The following is a 20,469-nucleotide window of genomic DNA, read 5'->3' on the forward strand; positions in this document are numbered from 1 at the left end:
CCGCCGGGCAAAGCAACAGGGGCGGGCAGTGTTCTTGGACACATCGGTTCGCTTGCGCATATTGTCGGTGTTACGCGCCTTTGCACCAGAACGGATACTGTTCCGCTCCACTGAACGACCGATTATCCATCCTCGCGAACGCATTATTTGCTCAGAATTGGGTAGCCCGCACGCTTGTGGATGGCTTTTCCGGCCAAACGCGTCTGACCATGGTCCCTAGAACGGGCCTGATGACAGGTGTGCCATGGACTATTCATTTCTTGAAGTACCGTTGGAGACGAGCGAGCGTCGCGCCGATGAACGGCATCGCACCGTGTTTCAGGTCGCACGAATGTGTGTCGAGCCCGACACCCAGCATCTCTGCCTGATCCGGAATCTCGGCTCGGGCGGGATGATGCTCGAGAGCTTCTCGTCGATTGCCGTGGGTGCCCGGGTCAGGATCGAGCCGCGGGTGTTCGATCCGGTCACCGGCGTTGTGCGCTGGACCAGGGGGCGGCGGATCGGCGTCGCCTTCGAACAGCCCATTGAGCTCGACCAGTATCTGCAATCTCGAGGCACCCTGCTGCCGCATCATCAGCCGCGCGGCCCGCGCATCACGGTCAACCTGCGCTGTCGCTTGCGGATCGGAGCCGTGTGGCATCTGGTTCCACTTCTCGACCTTTCCCAGGGGGGCGCCAAGGTCATCACCGACCTTCCGGTAAGCCTTGGCGAAGAGGTGGAGCTGCATCTGGACGGCTTTGCGCCGATCGTCGGTCAGGTCCGCTGGATCAGGGGCGAGCGTCTGGGGGTCACCTTCCTCCAGCCGGTTCACCTCGCCCATCTTGGTCAGTGGGTTGATCAGATGGCAAGCGGGCAACCAGCCGCATCCTGACCGGGCGCTGTTGCATCGCGCTGCTGAAGCGTCATCGCTGGCAGCCGTCATCTCGGCACGCGGGCCGCCTGCGGTAGCCTGGGTGAGCCGACAGGATCGGTGCCCAATCGCAATCCCGAAAACATCGCGACGCAGCCGCCAACCGCTGCTCTGGCGTGCGGCCTCTGCTCTTCAATGCTGATGAGAGATGGATCATTCAAGCGGTACGCTTGCGACATGCGGTAAAGAACAGCGTCAGTCCTATACCAAATATTAACGATCCTGAACTTGGCGGAACAAGCAGGGCTTGCCCCGAACGATCTTCGTACAAATACAGTGTGGTTAAAATGGCCAATGATGCCGGGCAGTTGTGAGCGCATTTCTGATCCGTCCCCATCTAATCTGTGATTCGCGCTGAACTTCCCCGGCTCCGTCCGTCCGGCAGGCCGTAGTCATCCTATAATTCCTCTGAATTCGACGGGCCTGTGTTTGTGGCCTGTCGCGCTTTGGAGGAGTTCGACATGTCTTCGATCGCCGTTGGGTCGCAGCGCGCATGGATTGCCTGTCTATCCGCGCTTGCGCTCGCGGGCTGCGACAGCGGCGGCGGTGGCGGCTCATCGAGCAGTGGCGGGGTGGTCGCGCTTCCTGAGGCCGTGCCCCCTGCAAAGACGAGTTCGGCCACACCTGCGGACGCGGCGCGCCTTGCCAAGCAGGCGACCTTTGGCCCGGACTTTGCGACGGTCGAGCGCATCGGTTCGATCGGGGTTGATGCATGGATTACCGAACAGTTCGGCCTGTCGAGCAGCAACTATCGTGATCTCATGCAGGTCGTCCGCAAGGATCACTGCGCGGGATCGTCCGACTATGCGACCTGCGAGTTCCGGACCAAATTGCGCGGCCCGGTCGCGGCGCGCTTCTATGCCAACGCCGTCGGCCAGCCTGACCAGCTTCGCCAGCGCGTAGCCCTCGCGCTCGGCCAGATGATGACCGTCTCGAACAACGAGATGCTGATGACCGCGAGCCTTGCTGGCTACAACCAGCTGCTGCTCGACCACTCCTTCGGCAATTTCCGCGATCTGCTGCACGCGGTGACCATGAACGGCTATATGGGCCGGTATCTCGACATGGCCGAGAGCAAGGTCACCGCGCCGTCGGAAAACTATGCGCGCGAGCTTCTTCAGCTTTTCTCCATGGGCGCAGAGCAACTGGAGATGGACGGGACCGTCCGTCGTGATGCCACGGGCGCGCCGCTTGAGAATTACTCGATGGACGACATCAAGGGCGTCTCGCGCGCCCTGACCGGATGGCTCTACGCGCCGATGGACGGGGCCGGGAAATTCGACTGGGCAGCGTCCGATCATACCAAGTCCATGATCATCGGCGACACCAACTGGTATGACCGGGGGGAAAAGCGCTTTCTCGGCACCAGTGTGGCGGGTGGCGCAAGCAGCCAGCAGAGCGTCGCTTCGGTCGTGGATGCAGCATTCCGCAATGCCTCGACCCCGCCCTTTGTGTCTCGGCACCTGATCCGTCACCTGGTGACCGCCAATCCCTCGCCCGCCTATGTCCGGCGCGTTGCCGAGAAATTCGTCAATAACGGGAATGGCGAGCGCGGTGACATGAAGGCTGTCCTGCGCGCAGTCCTGACCGATCCCGAAGCGCGCAACCCGTCCGGCTCGTCTGCTGCAGGCAAGCTCAAGGAGCCGATTTTGCTGATGACCAGTCTCGCACGGGTCGTCGGCGTCCAGACCGACGGCGGCGCGATGATGGAGCGCGATGAGGCGCTCGGCCAGCCGGTGTTCAACGCTCCCTCGGTGTTTGGCTTCTATCCAAGCGAGAATGGCCTGCCTGGACGGCCAGGCTATCGCAGCCCGGTGTCGGGTCTGGTGAGCGTGTCGACCAGCATCACCTGGCATAATCTCGTTCACGACTGGACGATCCTGGGCGATCCCGAAAAGCGCCCCGAATATCGCGTTCAGGCCCGGATCCCCGGGGCTTTCGGGACGACGCCGGCCTGGATCAACTGGGAGACATTCGGGAGCGACATCGATTCGATGATCGCGCGGATCGATCTCCTCATGCTCGCCAACTCGATGACTGCCGCGCAACGCGCTGCGCTCAAGGCCGCAGCCATGGCGATCACCGACGCGGATGAACGCCGCCAGGCGCGGCGCCGTGCCCAGGCGATGCTCTACGTGGTCGGCACCAGCCCGGCCTTCCTTGTCGATCGGTAATCGGAGTCCAGTGATGCAGCTTTCCCGGCGTTCTCTCCTCCGCCTCGCAGGCGCCACCGCCGGCGGTGCTGCGCTTGCCTCACTCATGCGCGGCACTGCGGTCGCAGCTTCGGGTTCGGGATATCGTGCCATGGTCGGCCTGTTCCTGTTTGGCGGGAACGATGGCTGGAACATGCTCGTCCCCAACGGCTCCGCCTATGGCGCCTATTCCGAGGCACGCGGTGCCGTCGCGATCAAGCGCGAGGTGCTGATCCCCTTGTCCGGGGTCGGGTATGGGATGCACCCGTCCTTCGCGCCGCTCGCGCCGTTCTGGGATCAGGGCAAGCTCTCCTTCGTCCTCAATACCGGGACGCTGCATGCGCCGCTCACCAAGTCGCTGTACAATTCGCGCGAGGATCTGCGGCCGACCAAGCTGTTCAGCCATACCGACGAGGAGGCGCACTGGCAGGGCCTGCGTGCCCGAACGAGCAGCGACACCGGCTTCATGGGGCGTATCGCGGACCGTTCGGCCATCAGCGATGTTCCCTCGACGATCTCCTTTGCAGGCGCAAATCTTGCTGTAGCCGGCGCACAGTCTTCGGCGCTCATTCTTCCCGAGGCCGGCGCGCTTCGCCTGAACCAGGAAATGCGGTCCGAACTCGCAGGCGCGATTGCCGCGTTCGATTCAGCGGACGGCCTTGGCGAAATCGCTGCGGTGACCGACGGTCAGATCGATGCAAATCGGGGGCTGGCAAGCCGTATGGACGCGCTGCTCGCCGATGGCGGCCTTGCCCAGAGCTTCTTCATCGATCCGGCAACCGGCCAGCTGCTCAACAGCAGTGTCGCTCGCCAGCTTCTGCGCGTCGCGCGGATGATCGAGATGCGCCAGACGCTGGGCCATTCGCGCCAGAGCTTCTTTGTCGGCTCAAACGGGTTCGACACGCATGCCAACCAGGTAGAGGGCAATTCGGCGAGCGGAACCCATGCCGTGCTGCTTCACCACGTTGCCGCCGCAGTTGCTGCATTTTACCGCGCGATCGAGGCCATGGGACTGGCAGATACGGTCACTTTGTTCACGATGAGCGACTTTGGGAGGACGAGCAAGGCGAACGACCAGCGCGGAACCGACCATGGCTGGGGCAATGTCCAGATGGTGCTTGGCGGCGGACTGCGCGGGCACCATATTCACGGGACACATCCCTCATTCGAACTTGGCGGCGCAGACGACGCGACCGGCGAGGGCCGCTTCATCCCAACGCTGTCGAGCGAGCAATATCTTGCCGCGATCGCGCAATGGCACGGCGTTGGCGCGGACAATATGGGCTATGTGTTCCCCAACTGGAGCGAATGGTCGGGGCGGGGCGCAGTCCCGCTTTACGCCTGAGCGGGTCGCGATCGCCTGATCGCGCCCGCGGTTCGTTCGCCGATAAAGCGACCTGGCGCATCTGATCAGCGGCTGCGCCATGCACGGCGCGCTGTGCGGTCAGCTGCGCGATCGCAGACCCGACAGGTCTGAGGGGTCGGTCAACCTCTGCAATGTCCGATCGAGCCGCGTGACTTCCTCATGGTCCTCGCGCGCGACAGCGGCGCGGATCTCGCGCAGCAATTCGTCCGTGCGATCATTCGACGAAAATGAGTCCATGTTGCGCATCGATCGCCTTTGCGAACTTCAATGACCCATGGCGATGATCTTCGCCCAAGTGGCCGGGATTAGCGTGCCTCAGCTTCTCAATCCGCGACGCAGCAGAGATATTCGGCGAGAATATTGAAAAGAACAAGATCCAAAATGGATCAATAGCTGCCGATAGGCAGGTTCTTGTTGGCCGGTCGCAGGATTGGGCCGGACCGCGCTATCTGATGCGCGGCGCTCAAGATCGCCGTGCCGCACCCAATGATCAGCCCGGACCGCAACCTTTTGAAAATCTCCTTGGCCAGTGTCTTTTGCGGGACAGTAACCGACTGAATTAAAAGCTGTGGGAAAATCTTGCGACCGAGTAGTAGGTCTCGACAGAGAATCGGAAAAGCGATCGACATGTGATAAGACTAGCCGCACGTCCCGAGTCGAGCGACGTCGATCACATCAGGAGAGGATGCAAGGCGGACTGCTTGTCGGGCGGTGCGGGGAGATTCCATATGCCGGATATGGACGGGAAATATTCAGCTGCGCGCCCGCCTGTGCCGCGCCCGATCTGCACGATCGGGCCGCTGACTTGCCGCGCGGGTATTGATGGAGCGGCTGGTGGCTCCGACGCGCGTGCGGCAACTGTCCAATGGGTGCAGCATGTCTGAGGGCGGCGAGATCCGCAAGACGAGCGCCGCACGATGCCGGGTGCGCTATGCGCGCGTCTGGCACTCGGTCCGCTTGACCCACCTCAGTTTCACCAATGCGTCGATCGAATTCTCGGGACGCGTTGCAGCTGACACGCGGATGGAGGTCGCCGTACACGGAATCGAACCCAGGATCGCTTATGTGACCAATGTTGAAGAGGGTCAGATCCACCTGATGTTCGAAGATCCGATCCCCTGGTCAGACTTGACGCAATGGACCCGTGCCGCCCACCGGTGAGGTCCTGGGTACGCGCGCCGCAGCGTGCATGTGCGGGGCGATGCCATGTCGCGAAGGCAAGGTGCCATGAACGATGACGTGATCCAGTCGATTAGTGCCCATCTGAAGGGACTGGGCATCGACAATTTCAGTATCGATGCAGGGCAGATCCGGATCGGCAGCCTGCACTGGATCGCCAATGCCTGCACCTGCGGCGAAACCGGGTGCGACGGCTGGGCGCTTGAGCCGATCTTGCCGGTCGGAAGCCGAGGCGACCGCCCGCGCAGCTAGAGGCGCACCCGCCAGGTCGCAAGCGCGCTGGTTGAACCATCCTCCCGGTCGTGCAGCACACCGATCCGCAATCGCGAGCGGATCGTGCCGGCCGCAAAGCCTGCCGTCAGGTGGACGCCGCGGGCACCTGCGATGCTCACCCTCGACACCGAATGGTCGAGCGCGCCTACCGCATGGTCAAAGCGGACCGCGCGGGTGATGTCGATCGATCCCCATTGGATCGACAGCGGTTGCGCAACGCCAACCTCCACAACGCCCCCCAGGAACGGGCCGGCTGTCTGCGCGCCGAACCGCGTCCCGAGCAACTGGCTTGCGTCGGTGACGAGCGAGGCGCGGTCGATCGCGATACTGGTCGCCCCGAGCGATGCGTATCCCGAGATGATCCAGTCGCCGGGCAGGGCGAAGGATCGCGTCATCTCGGCGACCAGGGTGCGAGCGCCCCTCCCGAGGCGCAGACCGCCAAGCCCGGCATGGGCGCCAAGCACGGTGCCCCGCTCTTCGACCAGGGCGAGACGAATGGACGTTCCACCCTGGTTCAATGCCAATGAGCCAGCCCAGGCGCCGCTGTTTTCAGCGCCCCCACCGACAAAGCTGGCAGTCACCTGCCCAGGCCCGAAGGGGCGGGAATATCGCACGCTCATCTGCACCCGCGGCGCATAGGCAAGCAGGGCATCGGCTGGCGCGGAAAGTCCCGCCAGGTCGGACGCGGCGCCCGGCTGCCCGTTCCAGCTCGCCTCGATCTGCTCGCCGGCCAGGCTGTAGCGCAGCGTCGCATGAGACAATGAGGCGGGCCGATCGGTGACACCAAGACCCGGCCTGAAGATCGAAACACTTGCCGCAAGGGCGTCAGTTCCCACGGCAGCGTCAAGGCTTCCATGGATCCGGGCAATCCTCGTGCGGAGCGCGCCTGGTGGCGGGCTCGTGCCGACGACCAGCCCGGCGAGCGATCCACGAAAGTCCCTTCCGAAGCGATCGACAAGCGTGACATCGGAAAGTACGGCCTCGAGCGCGCGCGGATCAAACGCTGCAGGCAGCCCCAGGGCCGACCGGGTCAGCGCCACCGAAACCCGTCCGTTCGACAGCATCGGCGCGACCGGCAAAAGCGCCGCCTTGAAGTCCACCAAACCCCGCCCGAACACCGGGTCGGTCCCGGGCGCGCCAATGTCCCGGGCCGTTGCGAGGATGATCTCGCCAGCATCCTGCCCGCTCAGCTGGGGCCATCGCGAGAGAATCGTCGCGGCAAGCGCGGTGACCACCGGTGCGGCCGAGCTTGTGCCGGTAAAGAGCCCGGTGGTCCCGTCGGCTTGCAGGGTCATGTTGCTGCCCGGCGCTGCGACCGTGCGCTCGGCCATGCTTCCTGCCCGGTTCGAATAGGGCGCAAGTTCATGCACGTAGATGGAGGGACCAAGCGCGACCACGAACAAGGTCGCGGCGCGCGCCGTTTCAGCGACGGCCGCGGCGTCCGCAGGGTCGCTGGCACCCTGATTTCCCGCCGCCAGCACCAGCAGCCCGCCGGTGCGCGCATAGCGGGAGATCGCTTCCCCAAAGAGCGGATTGCCACCGGTGGAGAGCGAGATGTTGACCAGCTTGAGGTTGTTCGCGCGTGCCCAGTCGAGCGCGGAGATCAAATGGCTGTAGGTCTTGGTCTGGCTGCTTGCGTCCCAGTCGTCGATGCGCAGCACCGCGAGGCGACTGTCGGGTGCATAGCCGGCCGCGCCAAGGCCATTGCGCGCGCCGGCGATGATGTTGGCGATGGCGGTGCCATGGGTCGATCGCGCGTCGCCGATGCGGTTCCGGGCAACAGCTTGTCCTGCGACGATCTCCCGGCCAAAGTCGCGCGATAGTGCAAGGTCGATGCGATCATCGAGTTCGCCAGCAATGTTCATCGCGCCATCGTCGATGATGCCGACCGTCACGCCGGCGCCGGTAAAGCCTGTATCAAGCGCAAACAGCGCGTTGACGCTCTCGTTGGCGTCGTAGTTGCGGCGGAACTCGAGTGTGTCCTGGGCGGATCGAACCGGCTGAAGCGCGCTCGGCGTGACGACGTGCCCCGGCGGCGGGGGAACCGCTGATCCATAGCCGGGTGCGGGTGAGGGGGAGGGGCTCGGTGTGGCCGTCGGACCTGGCGTCGGCGCGACGACCGGGGGAGCGCCGGTCCCCATACCGGCACCGGCACCACTGCTGCATCCTGCCAGCAGAAACAGCCAGGCGCTTGCGACCGATACCAGTATTCCTCGCAATGTGCTCGACCCCCCGGTGCGGCATGAACGCAGCCATCATTCTAGCAACTTCTTCGATCATGCGGTCCAGAACTGGTGAAAATGCGAGTGACAGTGGATGCGCCCGCAGGGCTGACACCAAAAATGAAAACTTGTGAGGTCAGGCAGCACCAGTTCTTGCGGTTTCAGTTTTGTTCGCTCGGCAGGTCTGAAAATCGAGTTTACGGTGGACGCGTGTTCGCGCGGAATGATCGCGCAGGGATAGTCGGGGCAGCTGGAAATCAGAAAAAAGCAACGCCTCGATCGTCTGTGCGTGTACGCACGATTGACCTCGAACTGTCTCGAAGCTGCCGCGAACTCGACCCGAACAGGTGATTGATCTTTCGCGCAAACAAGTTACGTCTTGTCTTCAAGAAAATACTCATGGAGCAGGATGGTCTGTCTGGCGTCCATGGGGGGCCTATGTATCGATCACTGAACGATCCAGCGGACGAAACCGCGAACGTCGCGCTTTCTTTGCTCCAGGATCGCCTCGAGACGACATTCAAAAGCCTGTGGGACCAGCGCAAACTGTCCAGGCGACCGGTATTCGCGCTCGAGCATGGCTTGTCGACACTCGAGCGTGCCCGGCTCCAGCGCGATCTGCGCGCCGCGGTGAGGCAGCCAAGATACCGTCCGGGTCGGCATTGGCTCGCTTGGATCGTCTATGCGGCCGAACTCGCATATCATGACGATGGCGTTGAATATTGGCGCCGCTTCGACACGCACATGCCCGGGTGCAGTCCGAGCCTGCGTACGGCACTGCGTGACTGGTTTGAAACCTTCGCGTCGTCATTCGGCGGCTATCGTCCGGTGGGCCGCTGGGCCCAGAGCTATCCGATCATTTCATGGCCACATTGCCACGCGCTGCTCCCGCGCGATCTCCACTGGCAGCTCGGGCGGACGCTCTACGAGTTTCGCTACGAACTCCCCCAGCAGGCCAGATCAAGCCCGGCCATGCTCGGGCGCTTTATCGCCCGGATGAATCGCGGGGGAAGCTCCCGGTTTGAAAATCTGCTCGAACAGGAAATGCTGGTTGGCCTTTTGGTCCAGGCGCTTGTTGCCCGCGACGCAGCCGCGATCGACACGCTTCATCCAGCGGCGATCAAGCGTCTCCTCGCCGACATCGGTGCTGACGCCATGGCGGCGGCGTGGTTCGATGAAGTCTGGAGCGTATTTGCGCCGCGACACTGAACGGCGGGGCTGAGTTTGAGGGACACCTAGCCTTTGCAACGCAGCTGACATCCGGGTTTGGCAGCATGAGGTGTTGCAGGACCCATTTGAGAGACTGTTCTGCTGCCCGACGCGAGAGCATGTGGCGGCGCCTTACTGTTTGGGAGAGACGACTGGATGACCGCGCAACATCTCGCCATGCACCGGGTCGAAAAGCCCTGGGGCCGGAAAACGCTGTGGCCCGGGTTCCCCGAGCCGGCCGGAGACGATGCCCCAATCGGCGAGATCTGGTTCCAGTCGCCAGGCAGCAGCGAACCCGAACTGCTCGTCAAATATCTCTTCACCAGCGAGAGACTGTCGATCCAGGTTCACCCCGACGATGCGCAGGCGCGCGCGCTCGGCTATCCCCGGGGCAAGGACGAGGCCTGGCTGGTGCTCGCGGCCGATCCGGGCGCAACAATCGGGCTTGGCACGGTGAAGACGCTTGGCCCGGAGGCCTTGCGCGAAGCTGCCCTTGACGGGTCGATCGAGGCGCAGCTCGACTGGAAACCTGTGAAGGCGGGCGATTTCATATATGCGCCGGCTCGCACAGTGCATGCGATCGGCCCGGGGCTCACGCTGATCGAGATCCAGCAGAATGTCGACCTGACCTATCGCCTCTATGACTATGGTCGCGCGCGCGAGCTGCATCTCGATCTTGGCGTTGAGGTCTCGGATGCGCGGCCCTTTGAATTCCTGCAACGGCCTGACCAGGGCGTTGCCGGGGCAGGGCGAGAGCTGCTGGCGGCGGGACCGAAGTTTGTTATCGAGCGGCGCCGCGGCGGCGACTGGTCGATTGATCTAGCGGACATCACCGGCTGGTTCGTGCCGGTCGAGGGCGAAGGACAGGTCGACGCGGTCAGCTGGCGTGCCGGCGAATGCCTTGCCGTCAGCGGGAAGATCGAGGTCATCGCAAATCCCGAGGCCGATATTCTGCTCGCTTATCCAGGTGTGCAGGCGCTCTAGGGCGATGGTCGTGCGCCAACCACGGGGGCGTGAATGTCGCGCCGCACCTCGGTCAGGACGCAGCGGGATCCATCGCCATGTACCCGGATCGAATCTTGTGCCCAGGCTAGCATGAGAGGCGAACCCTTTTGATGGTGAGCGGACGCGGCGCTGCCAGGGATCGCGGGAGCCTGGGTATCGGCGCATAGGCGCCGATACCTCGACCAGCTGCAATCAGTTCAATGCCCCGCCTGGGGCCCGCGCTCGAGCCCGCTGGCGGCGAGATGCGCGTCGATCATCGCCAGCAGTCGGTCGAGCGCCGCCTGGTCCTTGGCCTCGGCGCGGGCGACCAGCACGTCCTGCGTGTTGGATGCGCGCAGCAGCCACCAGCCATCGGGGGTGTTGACCCGCGCGCCATCGGTGTCGTTGACGTCCGCGCCCGATTCCTTGAGCCGCGCCAGCACCTCGTCGATCACCGCGAACTTGCGGCTTTCATCGACCTGAAAGCGCATTTCGGGCGTGTTGACGATCGCCGGCATCGCGCTGCGGATGTCGCTCATCGACTTGCCGATCAGGTGGACCGCGTTGATCAGCTGGACCGCGGCATAATGCGCGTCGTCGAACCCGTAATAATCCTGCGCGAAGAAGATGTGCCCGCTCATCTCGCCCGCGAGCGGTGCGCCGGTTTCCTTCATCTTGGTCTTGATCAGGCTGTGGCCGGTCTTCCACATCAGCGGCTGGCCGCCCAGCTCGGCGATGCGGTCGTACAGCGCCTGGCTGGCCTTCACGTCGGCGATGATCGTCGCGCCGGGGTCCTTGCGCAGCACAGGTTCAGCCAGAATGGACAGAAGCTGGTCGCCCCAGATCACGCGGCCCTGCCCGTCGATCGCGCCGATCCGGTCGCCATCGCCATCGAAGGCCAGTCCGAAATCGAGGTTCTTCTCAGCGACCAGTGCCTTGAGGTGCGCGAGATTCTTTTCTTCGGTGGGATCGGGATGATGATTGGGAAAATTGCCGTCCACTTCGGTGAACAGCGTGTGATGCTCACCGGGGAGGAGCTTCACCAGCTTTTCGATCACCGGCCCCGAAGCGCCATTGCCGCAGTCCCACCCGATGCGGAAGGTACCGCCCGAATAGCCCGCGAGCAGGCGCCCCACATAATCATCGAGGATGTCGGCGTCGGAAACCGTGCCTTCGCCGTCCTCCCAATCGCCGTCAGCGGCCATGCGCCCCAGCGTCTGAATGTCAGCGCCAAAGAACGGACGGTGCTGAAACACCATCTTGAAGCCGTTATAGTCGCCGGGATTGTGGCTGCCGGTTATCTGGATGCCGCCATCCACCTCCAGGATCGCCTCGGCATAATAGAGCATCGGTGTTGCACCGAGCCCGATCCGCACCACGTCGCAGCCCGACGCGGTCAGCCCCTCGATCAGCGCCGCCTCCAGTACCGGGGACGACACGCGCCCGTCGCGGCTGACCGCGACGCGATGCCCGCCGGCGCGGCGCAGCAGCGTGGCAAAGCCGCGCCCGATCGCGCGCGCATCGTCCGGCCCCAGCGACTTGCCCACGATTCCGCGGATGTCATATTCGCGCAGCGAGGTCGGATCGAAACGATGGGTCATTGGGCCTCCAGAAGATACAGTATTGCGGTCGCTAGACACAATCTTGGTCAATAGCATGACCATGCAGCTATGTGATGACAAGCAAGCGTTGTGAATTGCCACTCCAATGTTTCGAATTTCCAGATGTTCGTAAGGCAGCTCAACGCGGCATGTCCACTGCTCTGGGGCTGCATGCCCAGTTGTGGTCCACAACGCTCGGATCGCGCGACGCAGGATCATGGCGTGGCAAGCTTTAGCGCGCTTGCGCAGCAGGTGCGCAGGCGTCGAACTGATCTGGACGCATCTGTTTCAACGATGAGAGACAGCCTGAGCTTTTCCGCACTTCGGCAATGCGGCCGGTCGCGAATGCTGCATTTGTCAGGTGTGGACTGGAAACGCGCGCCTCAAGCGCATTTAGCGGGCAGGGGGCTGCCACGACTTTGTGGAGCTGACTTGCGCAGTAATCAGGCCTCAGGCAAATGATTGGTTTGAGGGGATTATGCATGCGCATCGCGAAGACTCGCCTGAGTTTGGGCCTGGCGTTCATCACGTTATTGTCGGCCTGTGGTGGCGGGGGGAGCGGTACGGTTACAGCGCCGTCAACTGGCAGCTCTCCAACGCCGTCACCCGGCGTATCGCCATCGCCTGCGCCAGGCCCTGGCGCCGCCAGCGGCGAGCTCAAGCCTTCAGCCGACGCCACCTTCATTGCCGCTTTGTTGCAGATGACGACCACAGTCGGGACCACCAGCGAGCTCACCGGCCAGACCTCGGGCGGGACCACCAGCAATCGCTCGGTCACGCTTGACACTCCCGGGTTCTCGGCGAGCTACAGCGTGGGTACCGGCTATTCACTGGCTGACTCGTTCAATCGGTCGATTTTCGGACTGGCGCAACTGACCAGCGACACGACCGCCTCCGATCCATTTCATCCCACCGTCCTGTTCACGAGACCTGCTGCAGGGGCTGTCGATTACCTTGCCCTGTACAAGTTCAAGGTCACGACCACCTCGATTCTCGGGTCCGGCAGTGTCGAGCCACGATATGGCGGTGTGGGTGGGTGGCAGCACAGCATCGCTGATCCCGGTGCGCGCCGGACCAGGTTGAACTATTTTGCATTTGGTCCGGTGACGCCGGTTGCTGCGATGCCACGGTCCGGTGTCGTCAAATTTACCCTGATGGGCTCGGGAAACTATGCCGGTGACAGCGACCTGTATTTCGCAAGCCAATCAGATACGATCACGGTAGACTTTGGGACGGGCAGCGTGACCGGATCACTATCCGCGAACGGAAGCAACCTGTTCACCGGTGGATTTGGTGGCATTTACAGTGCTCGGCTCAACGGCACTATTTCTGGAAACGCTGTTGCCGGTCCCACCTCATCGAGCGTTGCAGTCGCCTCGGGGGAGTTCCGACTGCTGTTCGTCGGACCAAGCGCGGATGAAATCATCGTCACCCATGTCGGGCAGAACGGGCGAGGCCATTATGTCAGCGCTGCGGTCGGCGTTCGCAATCCCTACCTTCCGTGATCGAGTGAAGCGCTTCAGGGCGCAGATCACTGTTCCATCGTGACGCCGGCAAATAGCCATGCACGCGTCGAGGTCTTGCCCCACATTGAGGAGCCGCGGCTGTTCGCGACGAACTGGCAAGCGTTGCAACACCCGCTTCTGTGTGCGGTAGAGCCCTGCCAGTACGCGCTTGCCCGACTGATGGTCGACCTGCGGCCGTGGCGGCGGGTTTAGCGGACTGTGCGCTGTATCTGAGCGACGCGGGCTGGCGCCGCAGTGGGCGAGGCGGTGACAGGGCCAAACTGGGGCAGGGCGCTTGCTGCTGGCACGTTGCCCCCGTACGTGCGGCAAGAGCATGCGCACTGAACTCGATCTGTCAGACTCCCGACGGACTTGCGCTTAGCGGGCATTTTCATCTGCGGCTTGAACTTATGAGTGGGCTGGGCGGACGGAAGCCAGTCACCGATCAACTGAGCGGTCCGCAATGCATCCCAGATCCGATCATTCCGGCGATTGAAACGGCTTCCCAGATGCGGCCAGTCTGCTTTGGGCGTGCCGAAGCGTTCAGGAACGACCCGAGGGGGGATGGGAAACAAACGTTGACGATGCGAGGACCTGGGCTAAATCCATGCGCATGTTCAGAGCGCGCATCTTTAAAGCCGTTAACCGGCTCACATGAGCGGTCCGCGCATGATTCTTCGAGCGACGATATGTATTGGCCAGTTTGGCACGGCACTCGCCGCCTTCGTCGCGCTGACGGGTTGCCGGGCTGACGAAGTTCGCGACCCGGTCGCTGCGGGCCGTGCCCTCAGCCGGGACCAAATAGAAAGCTGGACCTGCACCGTACGGAAAGACTGGGACGATCACACCTGGTCGATCTTGCAGGAGGTCGTTCACAACCCCGCAGACCCCGAATATGCCGATCGGAAGCCGGATCGTCGGGAGCGAACCTACCAGGTGCAGGGATCCCCGTACCCTCCAGCGCCGAGCCGCATCGCGTTCATGTCGATGAGCTTCGCGTCGCTCGATGTGGAGCGCAAAGGCTCGGCAATTCCCACGTCGTACGAAGTCGAATTAAAGGGCCCACGCGCAAATGCCGGGTTGCTGCGGTTCGAAGCGACCGATGGCACGGCGTTCGGACGCGATTTTGCCGGGCACAGTCGGTGGCTAGGTCCGACGTTCAAGTCGAACTGGGCGATGATCCGCGATGCCGAGGCGCTGGGGCTGCTCGTCACCCACAACGGCTGGGTGGTCAGCTATGTGGCAGAAGGGCGAACCGTCAGACTGGGGCCGATTAATGTGCCGCAGCGCGGCGCCATTGAATCGCATCTCGCATCCTCATGGATCGACCTCGACGCGTTGGTGGCCGAAGCGCCGACCCGCTGCGCGACCAACGCCATCGATTGGAACGCTCGGGCGCTGGAGACGATCTGACACAATAGTCAGCCGGACTGACACTTTTTTTGGCCCGACAACGAATTTGAGGATCGAACAATCGGGGTTGAAGCGGCCATCGGGTCCCGACCGGATGCCGGTAGTGACGCGCCCTGATATCGGTCATTGCCCCCGCTGGTTGAGACTCCCGAAAGCGGCCATTCGTTCGCGTGTTTGGGGTATGGCCGCTGATGGGGGGGGCGCGGCGTTCAGTGGCGGGCTGGGATGAACCTGCGTTTGGACGATGGTGGGAGGCCAGGCAGGCTCGAAGATGTTTCAGCGTCAAGCCCGATGTGTCCACTTCGGCTGCCCTTCGTCGCGTCTGGACAGTGTGCTCTTGGGCCGCAACCATTCCGTATAATCCGGCACGGAGTGCAATATGGAACGTCTGTTTCGCCGGAGATACAGGCTGTTAAGCACGCTCAGCTATCCCATGAGACATGAGCGAACGCCACATTGTAACCCACCGGCTTGAGTCCCTCTCCCTCGACATACTGCACGTCGAAATCGAGGGGCGGGAGCCCATTACCTTTGTGCCTTTCGAGGACGCGCGGGTCGATCTGGCAGAGTTTCTCGGTGAAGAGCATCTGCTGATCATGGCCGCGCGGAAGATCGCCATTGTGCATTTGCCTACCCGGGAACAAACGGTCCTGGTCGCACCTGCCGACCGTTTCTCGGCCGCGAGGCCTCGCACCTACTCCTCAGCGCGACGATCGCTATTCATCCCGGATCATCACTCAAGCGAGAGCGCGGAGAAGGTTCGTATCCGGCAACTGCACGTCAATGGCTCGTTGGATCGACACCTCGAACTGCCGGTCGCGGGAATCAATGACCTCAGCTCGCTCGATGACGGAAGGATTGTCGCCTTCTGCGGGCGCAAACTTCGATACTATTTTTCAGTCATTGATCCAGATACCGGCCAGATCGAAGAACATGATCTTCCGGAAGGCTTCAGGGATAGCATCGGCGGCTATGGTAAGGTCCGCCTTAGTCACGACGGCCGGTTTGCCGCCCGGGCGCACTTGGGTTCGGTTGCCCGCTTTCCGTCTGCGGCGATCGGGTGGTTTGAGCAACCCGGCGCTCATGCCGCGATCGCGGCCAATCACTGGCCTGACCGGCCCACCGGCGAGACGGACCCATGTTATGGGACAGGCTATGAAATATACGATACCCTGACGGGCGGTTTGAAATGCCGAGTGCTCGGGACGCTGCGTTCTTCGGACGACGTCAACAAGCACCTGGCTCAGCGAGCCAGGTCCGCAAGTACTTGGCAGAATGATCGGGCTGTCATTGACATGCTCGGCGACCGTTATCCCTACGCTAGCTGGGACGGGCATCGGCAGGTTTTCTCTCGTACGTCGCTTCTGGATGACGAAGCCACGCGGAAAGCGATGAGCGAGATCGATCCGCCCTTCCGGCGTTTGCTAGACTTCGATTTCTCCTGGGCCCCGGACGCGCGCGGCCTCTTGGTACCGGCGGGTGTCGACCTGCGCCGAACAATCGGGCTTGATGGAGCAGTTGGTCCCACCGAACCCGTGCCCGTCCAAGAGCGTCGTCTGATCCCCAAGCGCCTGGTTTCCAAGATCAGCAGCGATCTTACCCAGCGCAGCACGATCACAGTTGACGTTCCGGATGATACACTCCCGGGCGCCTTGGCGGCGTTGAATTCAATGGCCGAGCGGATCGAGGGAGGCATCGAGAAGCTGATCTTCCGTGACGCGTTGACATTCGTGTTCAGGGCGGGACGACGGCGTATCGGCGAGACAACATTCTTCAAGGAACTGCGTCAGTTCGATCCAGGGCCTTTCGTGCCGCCCCTTCGGCGTATTGTCGCATCATTCGGCACGCAAGCGCTTGCCATCCGGCCGACAGCGCACGAGCAGTTGTTGCTCGGCGAGAAGAGCCGAGGCGAAGATGGGCGCACGGCCCTCGCGCCGGCGGCATTGCTGCTAGCTGAAATCGACCCGGAAGCCGGTGCGCCTCTTCGCCCTTGGTTTCTATGCGTCGATCAAGGGCACGACGATTTTGCTGCCTCCAAAGTAATGACCGCGTTTGCGCAATCTAGTCGGTTTTCAAACCAAAGTGCCGTGCGCTTCGGTCTCTTCTTTCTGCTGCAGCAATGGCAGACCCTCTCATTTCACCCCGGTCGGCTTCGCTTGATCGAGGCAGCGCGCCAGTATCCTGTGGCAGATGTAGCGCGTTGGGTCGTGGAAGAGCGCGCATACATTGACCGGTTTCGAGTTTCAGGTCCGAAAGCGGAAATTGACCTATTGCTCGCGGTGTTGGCGCGTGGATCTCCTTGGGACGACGAAATAGTTCAAGTTCTTACCAGTGACGTGTCGTGAGCAGTCGCTTGCGACACCCGATAATTTGGGGGGGCATCCGCGCTCTAATAGTCGGTCGTTCAGCTCGCCCGGCGACGACCGCTGAGAGCGGCCGTTCTTTTTTGCGAACGCGCGTCCGTCGCCAGATCGCCGCTCATCGTGCGCTGACTGATCTGGAAAGCCCACATCGATAGTTGCAACTAATTCGCATTACGATTATTCCGCCCGCGAATTTGGCGGGAGGCTTGTTAGTGATTCGCAAGAGACTTGTCGGGGCGCTCGTTTCGGGTGCAGCACTTGCCGGGGCACCGGCCCATGCGCTCGGTTCGGACGATCCTGTCGATGATGAGGTCGTGGTAACAGGCAAGTATCTGGCCGACCGTCTTTCGATTCCCCTATATACCCAACCCTTGGTCGATACGCCGCAAACGATCACCGTGGTTGAGGACGACCTGATGGCCGAGCAGGGCCGTCGCACGTTGCGCGATGCGATGCGCAACATCACCGGCATCAGTTTTCAGGCTGGCGAGGGCAATCCGCCGGGCGGATCGGACGCCTTCAACGTGCGCGGCTTCTCCGCGCGTGACGATGTGTTCGTCGATGGCATTCGCGATCCAGGCAATTATTTCCGCGACCCCTTCTATGCCGAGCGGATCGAGGTCACCAAGGGTCCGGCTTCTGCATTTGCCGGACGCGGCAATGTAGGCGGCACCGTCAACATCGTGACGCGCCAACCGGCTATGCAGGCCGTGATCGCCGGCGAACTCGGCATCGGCACCGACGATTTCTTCCGTGGCACGTTCGACGTGAACCAGGTGCTCGACCAGGGCAGTGGCATTGCCGTTCGCCTGACCGCGATGGGGCACAGCGCGGACGAGCCCGGCCGCGACCATGTGTACAATCGCCGCTGGGCGGTGGCACCCTCGATCGGCTTCGGCCTGGGCGGCGACACCAGCTTTATCGTCAATTATCTCCATCTGGAGCAGAATGACCGGCCTGATGCCGGCTTGCCGAACGCTCGCAATTTCAGTCTGGCGGGATCGGGTTTCGAAGGTCGCGTCGCGCCCGTCGACCGCCGCAACTTCTATGGCTATTCGACCGACTATCGCAGCGTCACCACGGACACGGTGACCGGAAGGTTCGAACATCGGTTCAGCGACAGCGTGTCGATCCGCAATACGACCCGCTTTGCCAGGGTCCAGAACGATCAGCTGATCTCCTCGCCCCGGTTTGTCGGCAATGTCACGACGCTCGGGCCTGCCACCCAGGCCGTCGGCAATCGCAAGCCGCGCGATCAGGTGGACCGGCTGTTCATCAACCAGACCAGCCTGACAGCGAAACTCGCCACCGGCGGTATCGATCACACTTTGGTGATTGGCGGCGAGTTCGTCGACGAATCGAACGAGAACCGGCGTCGGCTCGATGCCAATGGCCCGACGACGAACCTGTTCGATCCAGTGCTTCAGGCGGCAGCGCCGATCGCGTATAACGGGACACGGGCGCGGACCGATGTGACGACGCAGTCGCTGTACATCTTCGATACGATCGAACTTGGCGAACGGTGGAACATTGTTGCCGGATTGCGTCATGACTGGGTCAAGACCCGCGCGCGCGGCATCGACGATGCCGGTACCGCGCCGGGTTTTGTGGTCGATTTCACCCGCAGGGACAGCGAATGGAGCGGCAACGCCGCGCTGGTATTCAAACCCAGCAGCAATTCGAGCATCTATGTCGCGTATGGTACGGCGTTCGAGCCGGGCAGCGGGGCGGAGGTCGTGCAGCTGGCGGGCGGCAACAATAATGTGCCGGTCACGGCGGCAAACTTCTTCGTTGCTTCGGAAACGAGCAAGGCGTGGGAAGCGGGTGCCAAGATCGATCTGATGGAGGGCACACTCCAGCTGTCGGGTGCCGCGTTCCAGATAAGTCGCGACAATGCGCGGACGCCGGGCATCAACCCCGGCGATCCACCAGTGGTCCTGGAGGGCGAGCAGCGCGTCAGGGGCTTTGAACTCCAGGCCGTCGGCCGCGTCACGTCAAGCTGGAACCTGTTTGCCGGTTACAGCTATCTCGACGGGAAGGTGACCCGATCAAATCGCGCGTTCGAGATCGGACAGCGGCTCGACGGGACCCCGGAGCACTCCGCGTCGATCTGGACCAGCTATGCACTTGCGACGGGGTTCGTGATTGGCGGCGGCGTTCAGCATGTGTCCAGCCGGACAAGCAATATACGGCCGACCGCGACATCGGATTTCGTGATCGTTACGCCAGCCTACACCGTCTTCGACGCCTTTGCCGAATATGACATCACCGATCGCATCGGGCTTCGCGCCAATGTCTATAACATCGGCGATAGTACCTATTTTTACTCCTTCGCCAGCGGGCAGTCGATTCCTGCTGCGGGCCGTTCTGCAACGCTGACCTTGACGTTCAAATACTGATCTTCGAAAGCTCGGGCATGATGATCGAGCTGGAAAAACTGCTGGACGCGGATGCGGTGCGCCGCATCCGCGCGCTGATCGAACAGGCTCCCTGGACTGACGGCAAGGCGACAGCGGGATATCAGTCGGCACTCGCCAAGAACAACGAGCAGCTTCCCGAAGACTGCAGCGAAGCCCGCGAAGCCGGCGCCATGATTCTGGCGGCGCTGGAACAGAATCTTGTGTTTCGCTCGGTCGCGTTGCCGCGTTCCATCTTCCCCCCGTTGTTCAACCGGTACGGCGTTGGCCACGGCTTTGGGTCGCATATCGACAATGCCTGGCGCCCCAGCAAAAGCGGAGCGAGTATCAGGACCGATCTGTCGGCTACCCTGTTTCTGTCCGATCCAAACGAGTATGACGGCGGCGAATTGGTGATCGAGGACGGGCATGATGGCAAACGGGTGAAGCTGCCCGCCGGGCATCTGTTTCTGTATCCGGCGACCTCGCTCCACAGCGTTTCACCGGTGACCCGCGGGACAAGGGTCGCCTCCTTCTTCTGGATCGAGAGCCTGGTCGCCGATACGGGACGTCGCGATATCCTGTTCGATATGGATATCGCGATTCAGTCGCTGCGGGCGCGTGTCGGCGACGAAGACGCGGCACTGATCGCGCTGACCGGATGTTATCACAATCTGGTCAGGTCATGGTCTGCAGGATCGGCATAACGTCAGCCCTTTGACCCGTCTTTTGGCAGCCGTTCGCAAATCGAACGCAGATCATGCGCGCTGAGCTCTGCTGAGATAGGAGATCATCGCCAGCTGTCCCACACCTGTGGTGCAGATCCCGCCAGCCCGCATTCGGCCCACGAGCTGCC

15 protein-coding genes are annotated in these 20,469 nt (G+C 62.4%); 12 read left to right on the forward strand and 3 right to left on the reverse strand.

Features of this window, described 5'->3' with window-relative positions; all coding sequences use genetic code 11:
- The first annotated feature begins 244 nt into the window (after positions 1-244).
- From K9B35_RS00160 to K9B35_RS00170, 3 genes are all read left to right on the forward strand, one after another.
- Positions 245-871 carry a PilZ domain-containing protein gene (locus tag K9B35_RS00160; protein ID WP_224919787.1) on the forward strand — a complete coding sequence of 209 codons (627 nt, stop codon included), beginning with the start codon at positions 245-247 and terminating at the stop codon, positions 869-871.
- Between the two features lie 500 nt (positions 872-1,371).
- Complete coding sequence (locus tag K9B35_RS00165; protein WP_224919788.1) at positions 1,372-3,084, forward strand: DUF1800 domain-containing protein; 1,713 nt, start codon at positions 1,372-1,374, stop codon at positions 3,082-3,084.
- An 85-nt stretch (positions 3,085-3,169) separates the two neighbouring features.
- Positions 3,170-4,447: a DUF1501 domain-containing protein gene (locus K9B35_RS00170; protein ID WP_224919789.1), complete on the forward strand. Its 1,278-nt coding sequence runs from the start codon at positions 3,170-3,172 to the stop codon at positions 4,445-4,447.
- 99 nt (positions 4,448-4,546) lie between these two features.
- Here K9B35_RS00170 and K9B35_RS00175 read toward each other — a convergent pair whose 3' ends face one another.
- Entirely contained in the window at positions 4,547-4,714 is a 168-nt protein-coding gene (locus K9B35_RS00175) for a hypothetical protein (protein ID WP_224919790.1), read from the reverse strand.
- 576 nt (positions 4,715-5,290) lie between these two features.
- Between K9B35_RS00175 and K9B35_RS00180 the strand changes: the two genes are divergently transcribed.
- Both K9B35_RS00180 and K9B35_RS00185 read left to right on the forward strand, forming a co-directional pair.
- The gene (locus K9B35_RS00180) at positions 5,291-5,629 is read left to right on the forward strand and encodes a hypothetical protein (RefSeq protein WP_224919791.1); all 339 of its coding nucleotides are present in this window, start codon (positions 5,291-5,293) and stop codon (positions 5,627-5,629) included.
- Between the two features lie 66 nt (positions 5,630-5,695).
- Positions 5,696-5,899, forward strand: coding sequence for a hypothetical protein (locus tag K9B35_RS00185; RefSeq protein WP_224919792.1), 204 nt, complete (start codon positions 5,696-5,698; stop codon positions 5,897-5,899).
- Here K9B35_RS00185 and K9B35_RS00190 read toward each other — a convergent pair.
- Complete coding sequence (locus tag K9B35_RS00190; RefSeq protein WP_224919793.1) at positions 5,896-8,139, reverse strand: S8 family serine peptidase; 2,244 nt, start codon at positions 8,137-8,139, stop codon at positions 5,896-5,898. The two genes, K9B35_RS00185 and K9B35_RS00190, sit on opposite strands and share 4 nt — an antisense overlap.
- 354 nt (positions 8,140-8,493) lie before the next feature.
- Between K9B35_RS00190 and K9B35_RS00195 the strand changes: the two genes are divergently transcribed.
- Positions 8,494-9,351 carry a hypothetical protein gene (locus K9B35_RS00195; protein ID WP_224919794.1) on the forward strand — a complete coding sequence of 286 codons (858 nt, stop codon included), beginning with the start codon at positions 8,494-8,496 and terminating at the stop codon, positions 9,349-9,351.
- A gap of 156 nt (positions 9,352-9,507) precedes the next feature.
- On the forward strand, positions 9,508-10,335 hold the full coding sequence (locus K9B35_RS00200) for a class I mannose-6-phosphate isomerase (protein ID WP_224919795.1): 828 nt from the start codon (positions 9,508-9,510) through the stop codon (positions 10,333-10,335).
- A 218-nt stretch (positions 10,336-10,553) separates the two neighbouring features.
- Here K9B35_RS00200 and pgmG read toward each other — a convergent pair whose 3' ends face one another.
- Entirely contained in the window at positions 10,554-11,936 is a 1,383-nt protein-coding gene (pgmG, locus tag K9B35_RS00205; protein WP_224919796.1) for a phosphoglucomutase/phosphomannomutase PgmG, read from the reverse strand.
- A gap of 482 nt (positions 11,937-12,418) precedes the next feature.
- Here pgmG and K9B35_RS00210 point away from each other — a divergent pair, with 482 nt between their 5' ends.
- The 5 genes from K9B35_RS00210 to K9B35_RS00230 all read left to right on the forward strand — a co-directional run bounded on the left by K9B35_RS00210 (position 12,419) and on the right by K9B35_RS00230 (position 20,320).
- Positions 12,419-13,441, forward strand: coding sequence for a hypothetical protein (locus K9B35_RS00210; protein WP_224919797.1), 1,023 nt, complete (start codon positions 12,419-12,421; stop codon positions 13,439-13,441).
- A 654-nt stretch (positions 13,442-14,095) separates the two neighbouring features.
- Entirely contained in the window at positions 14,096-14,854 is a 759-nt protein-coding gene (locus K9B35_RS00215; RefSeq protein WP_224919798.1) for a hypothetical protein, read from the forward strand.
- Positions 14,855-15,294: 440 nt separating this feature from the next.
- Positions 15,295-17,199, forward strand: coding sequence for a hypothetical protein (locus K9B35_RS00220; protein ID WP_224919799.1), 1,905 nt, complete (start codon positions 15,295-15,297; stop codon positions 17,197-17,199).
- Positions 17,200-17,429: 230 nt separating this feature from the next.
- Positions 17,430-19,616 (forward strand): TonB-dependent receptor, encoded by a 2,187-nt coding sequence (locus tag K9B35_RS00225; protein WP_224919800.1) that lies wholly within the window; start codon positions 17,430-17,432, stop codon positions 19,614-19,616.
- 17 nt (positions 19,617-19,633) lie between these two features.
- Positions 19,634-20,320, forward strand: a complete 687-nt coding sequence (locus K9B35_RS00230) for a Fe2+-dependent dioxygenase (RefSeq protein WP_224919801.1) — start codon at positions 19,634-19,636, stop codon at positions 20,318-20,320.
- The last annotated feature ends 149 nt before the right edge of the window (positions 20,321-20,469 follow it).

The organism is Sphingomonas sp. R647 (assembly GCF_020177055.1).
Taxonomy (GTDB): Bacteria; Pseudomonadota; Alphaproteobacteria; order Sphingomonadales; family Sphingomonadaceae; genus Sphingomonas.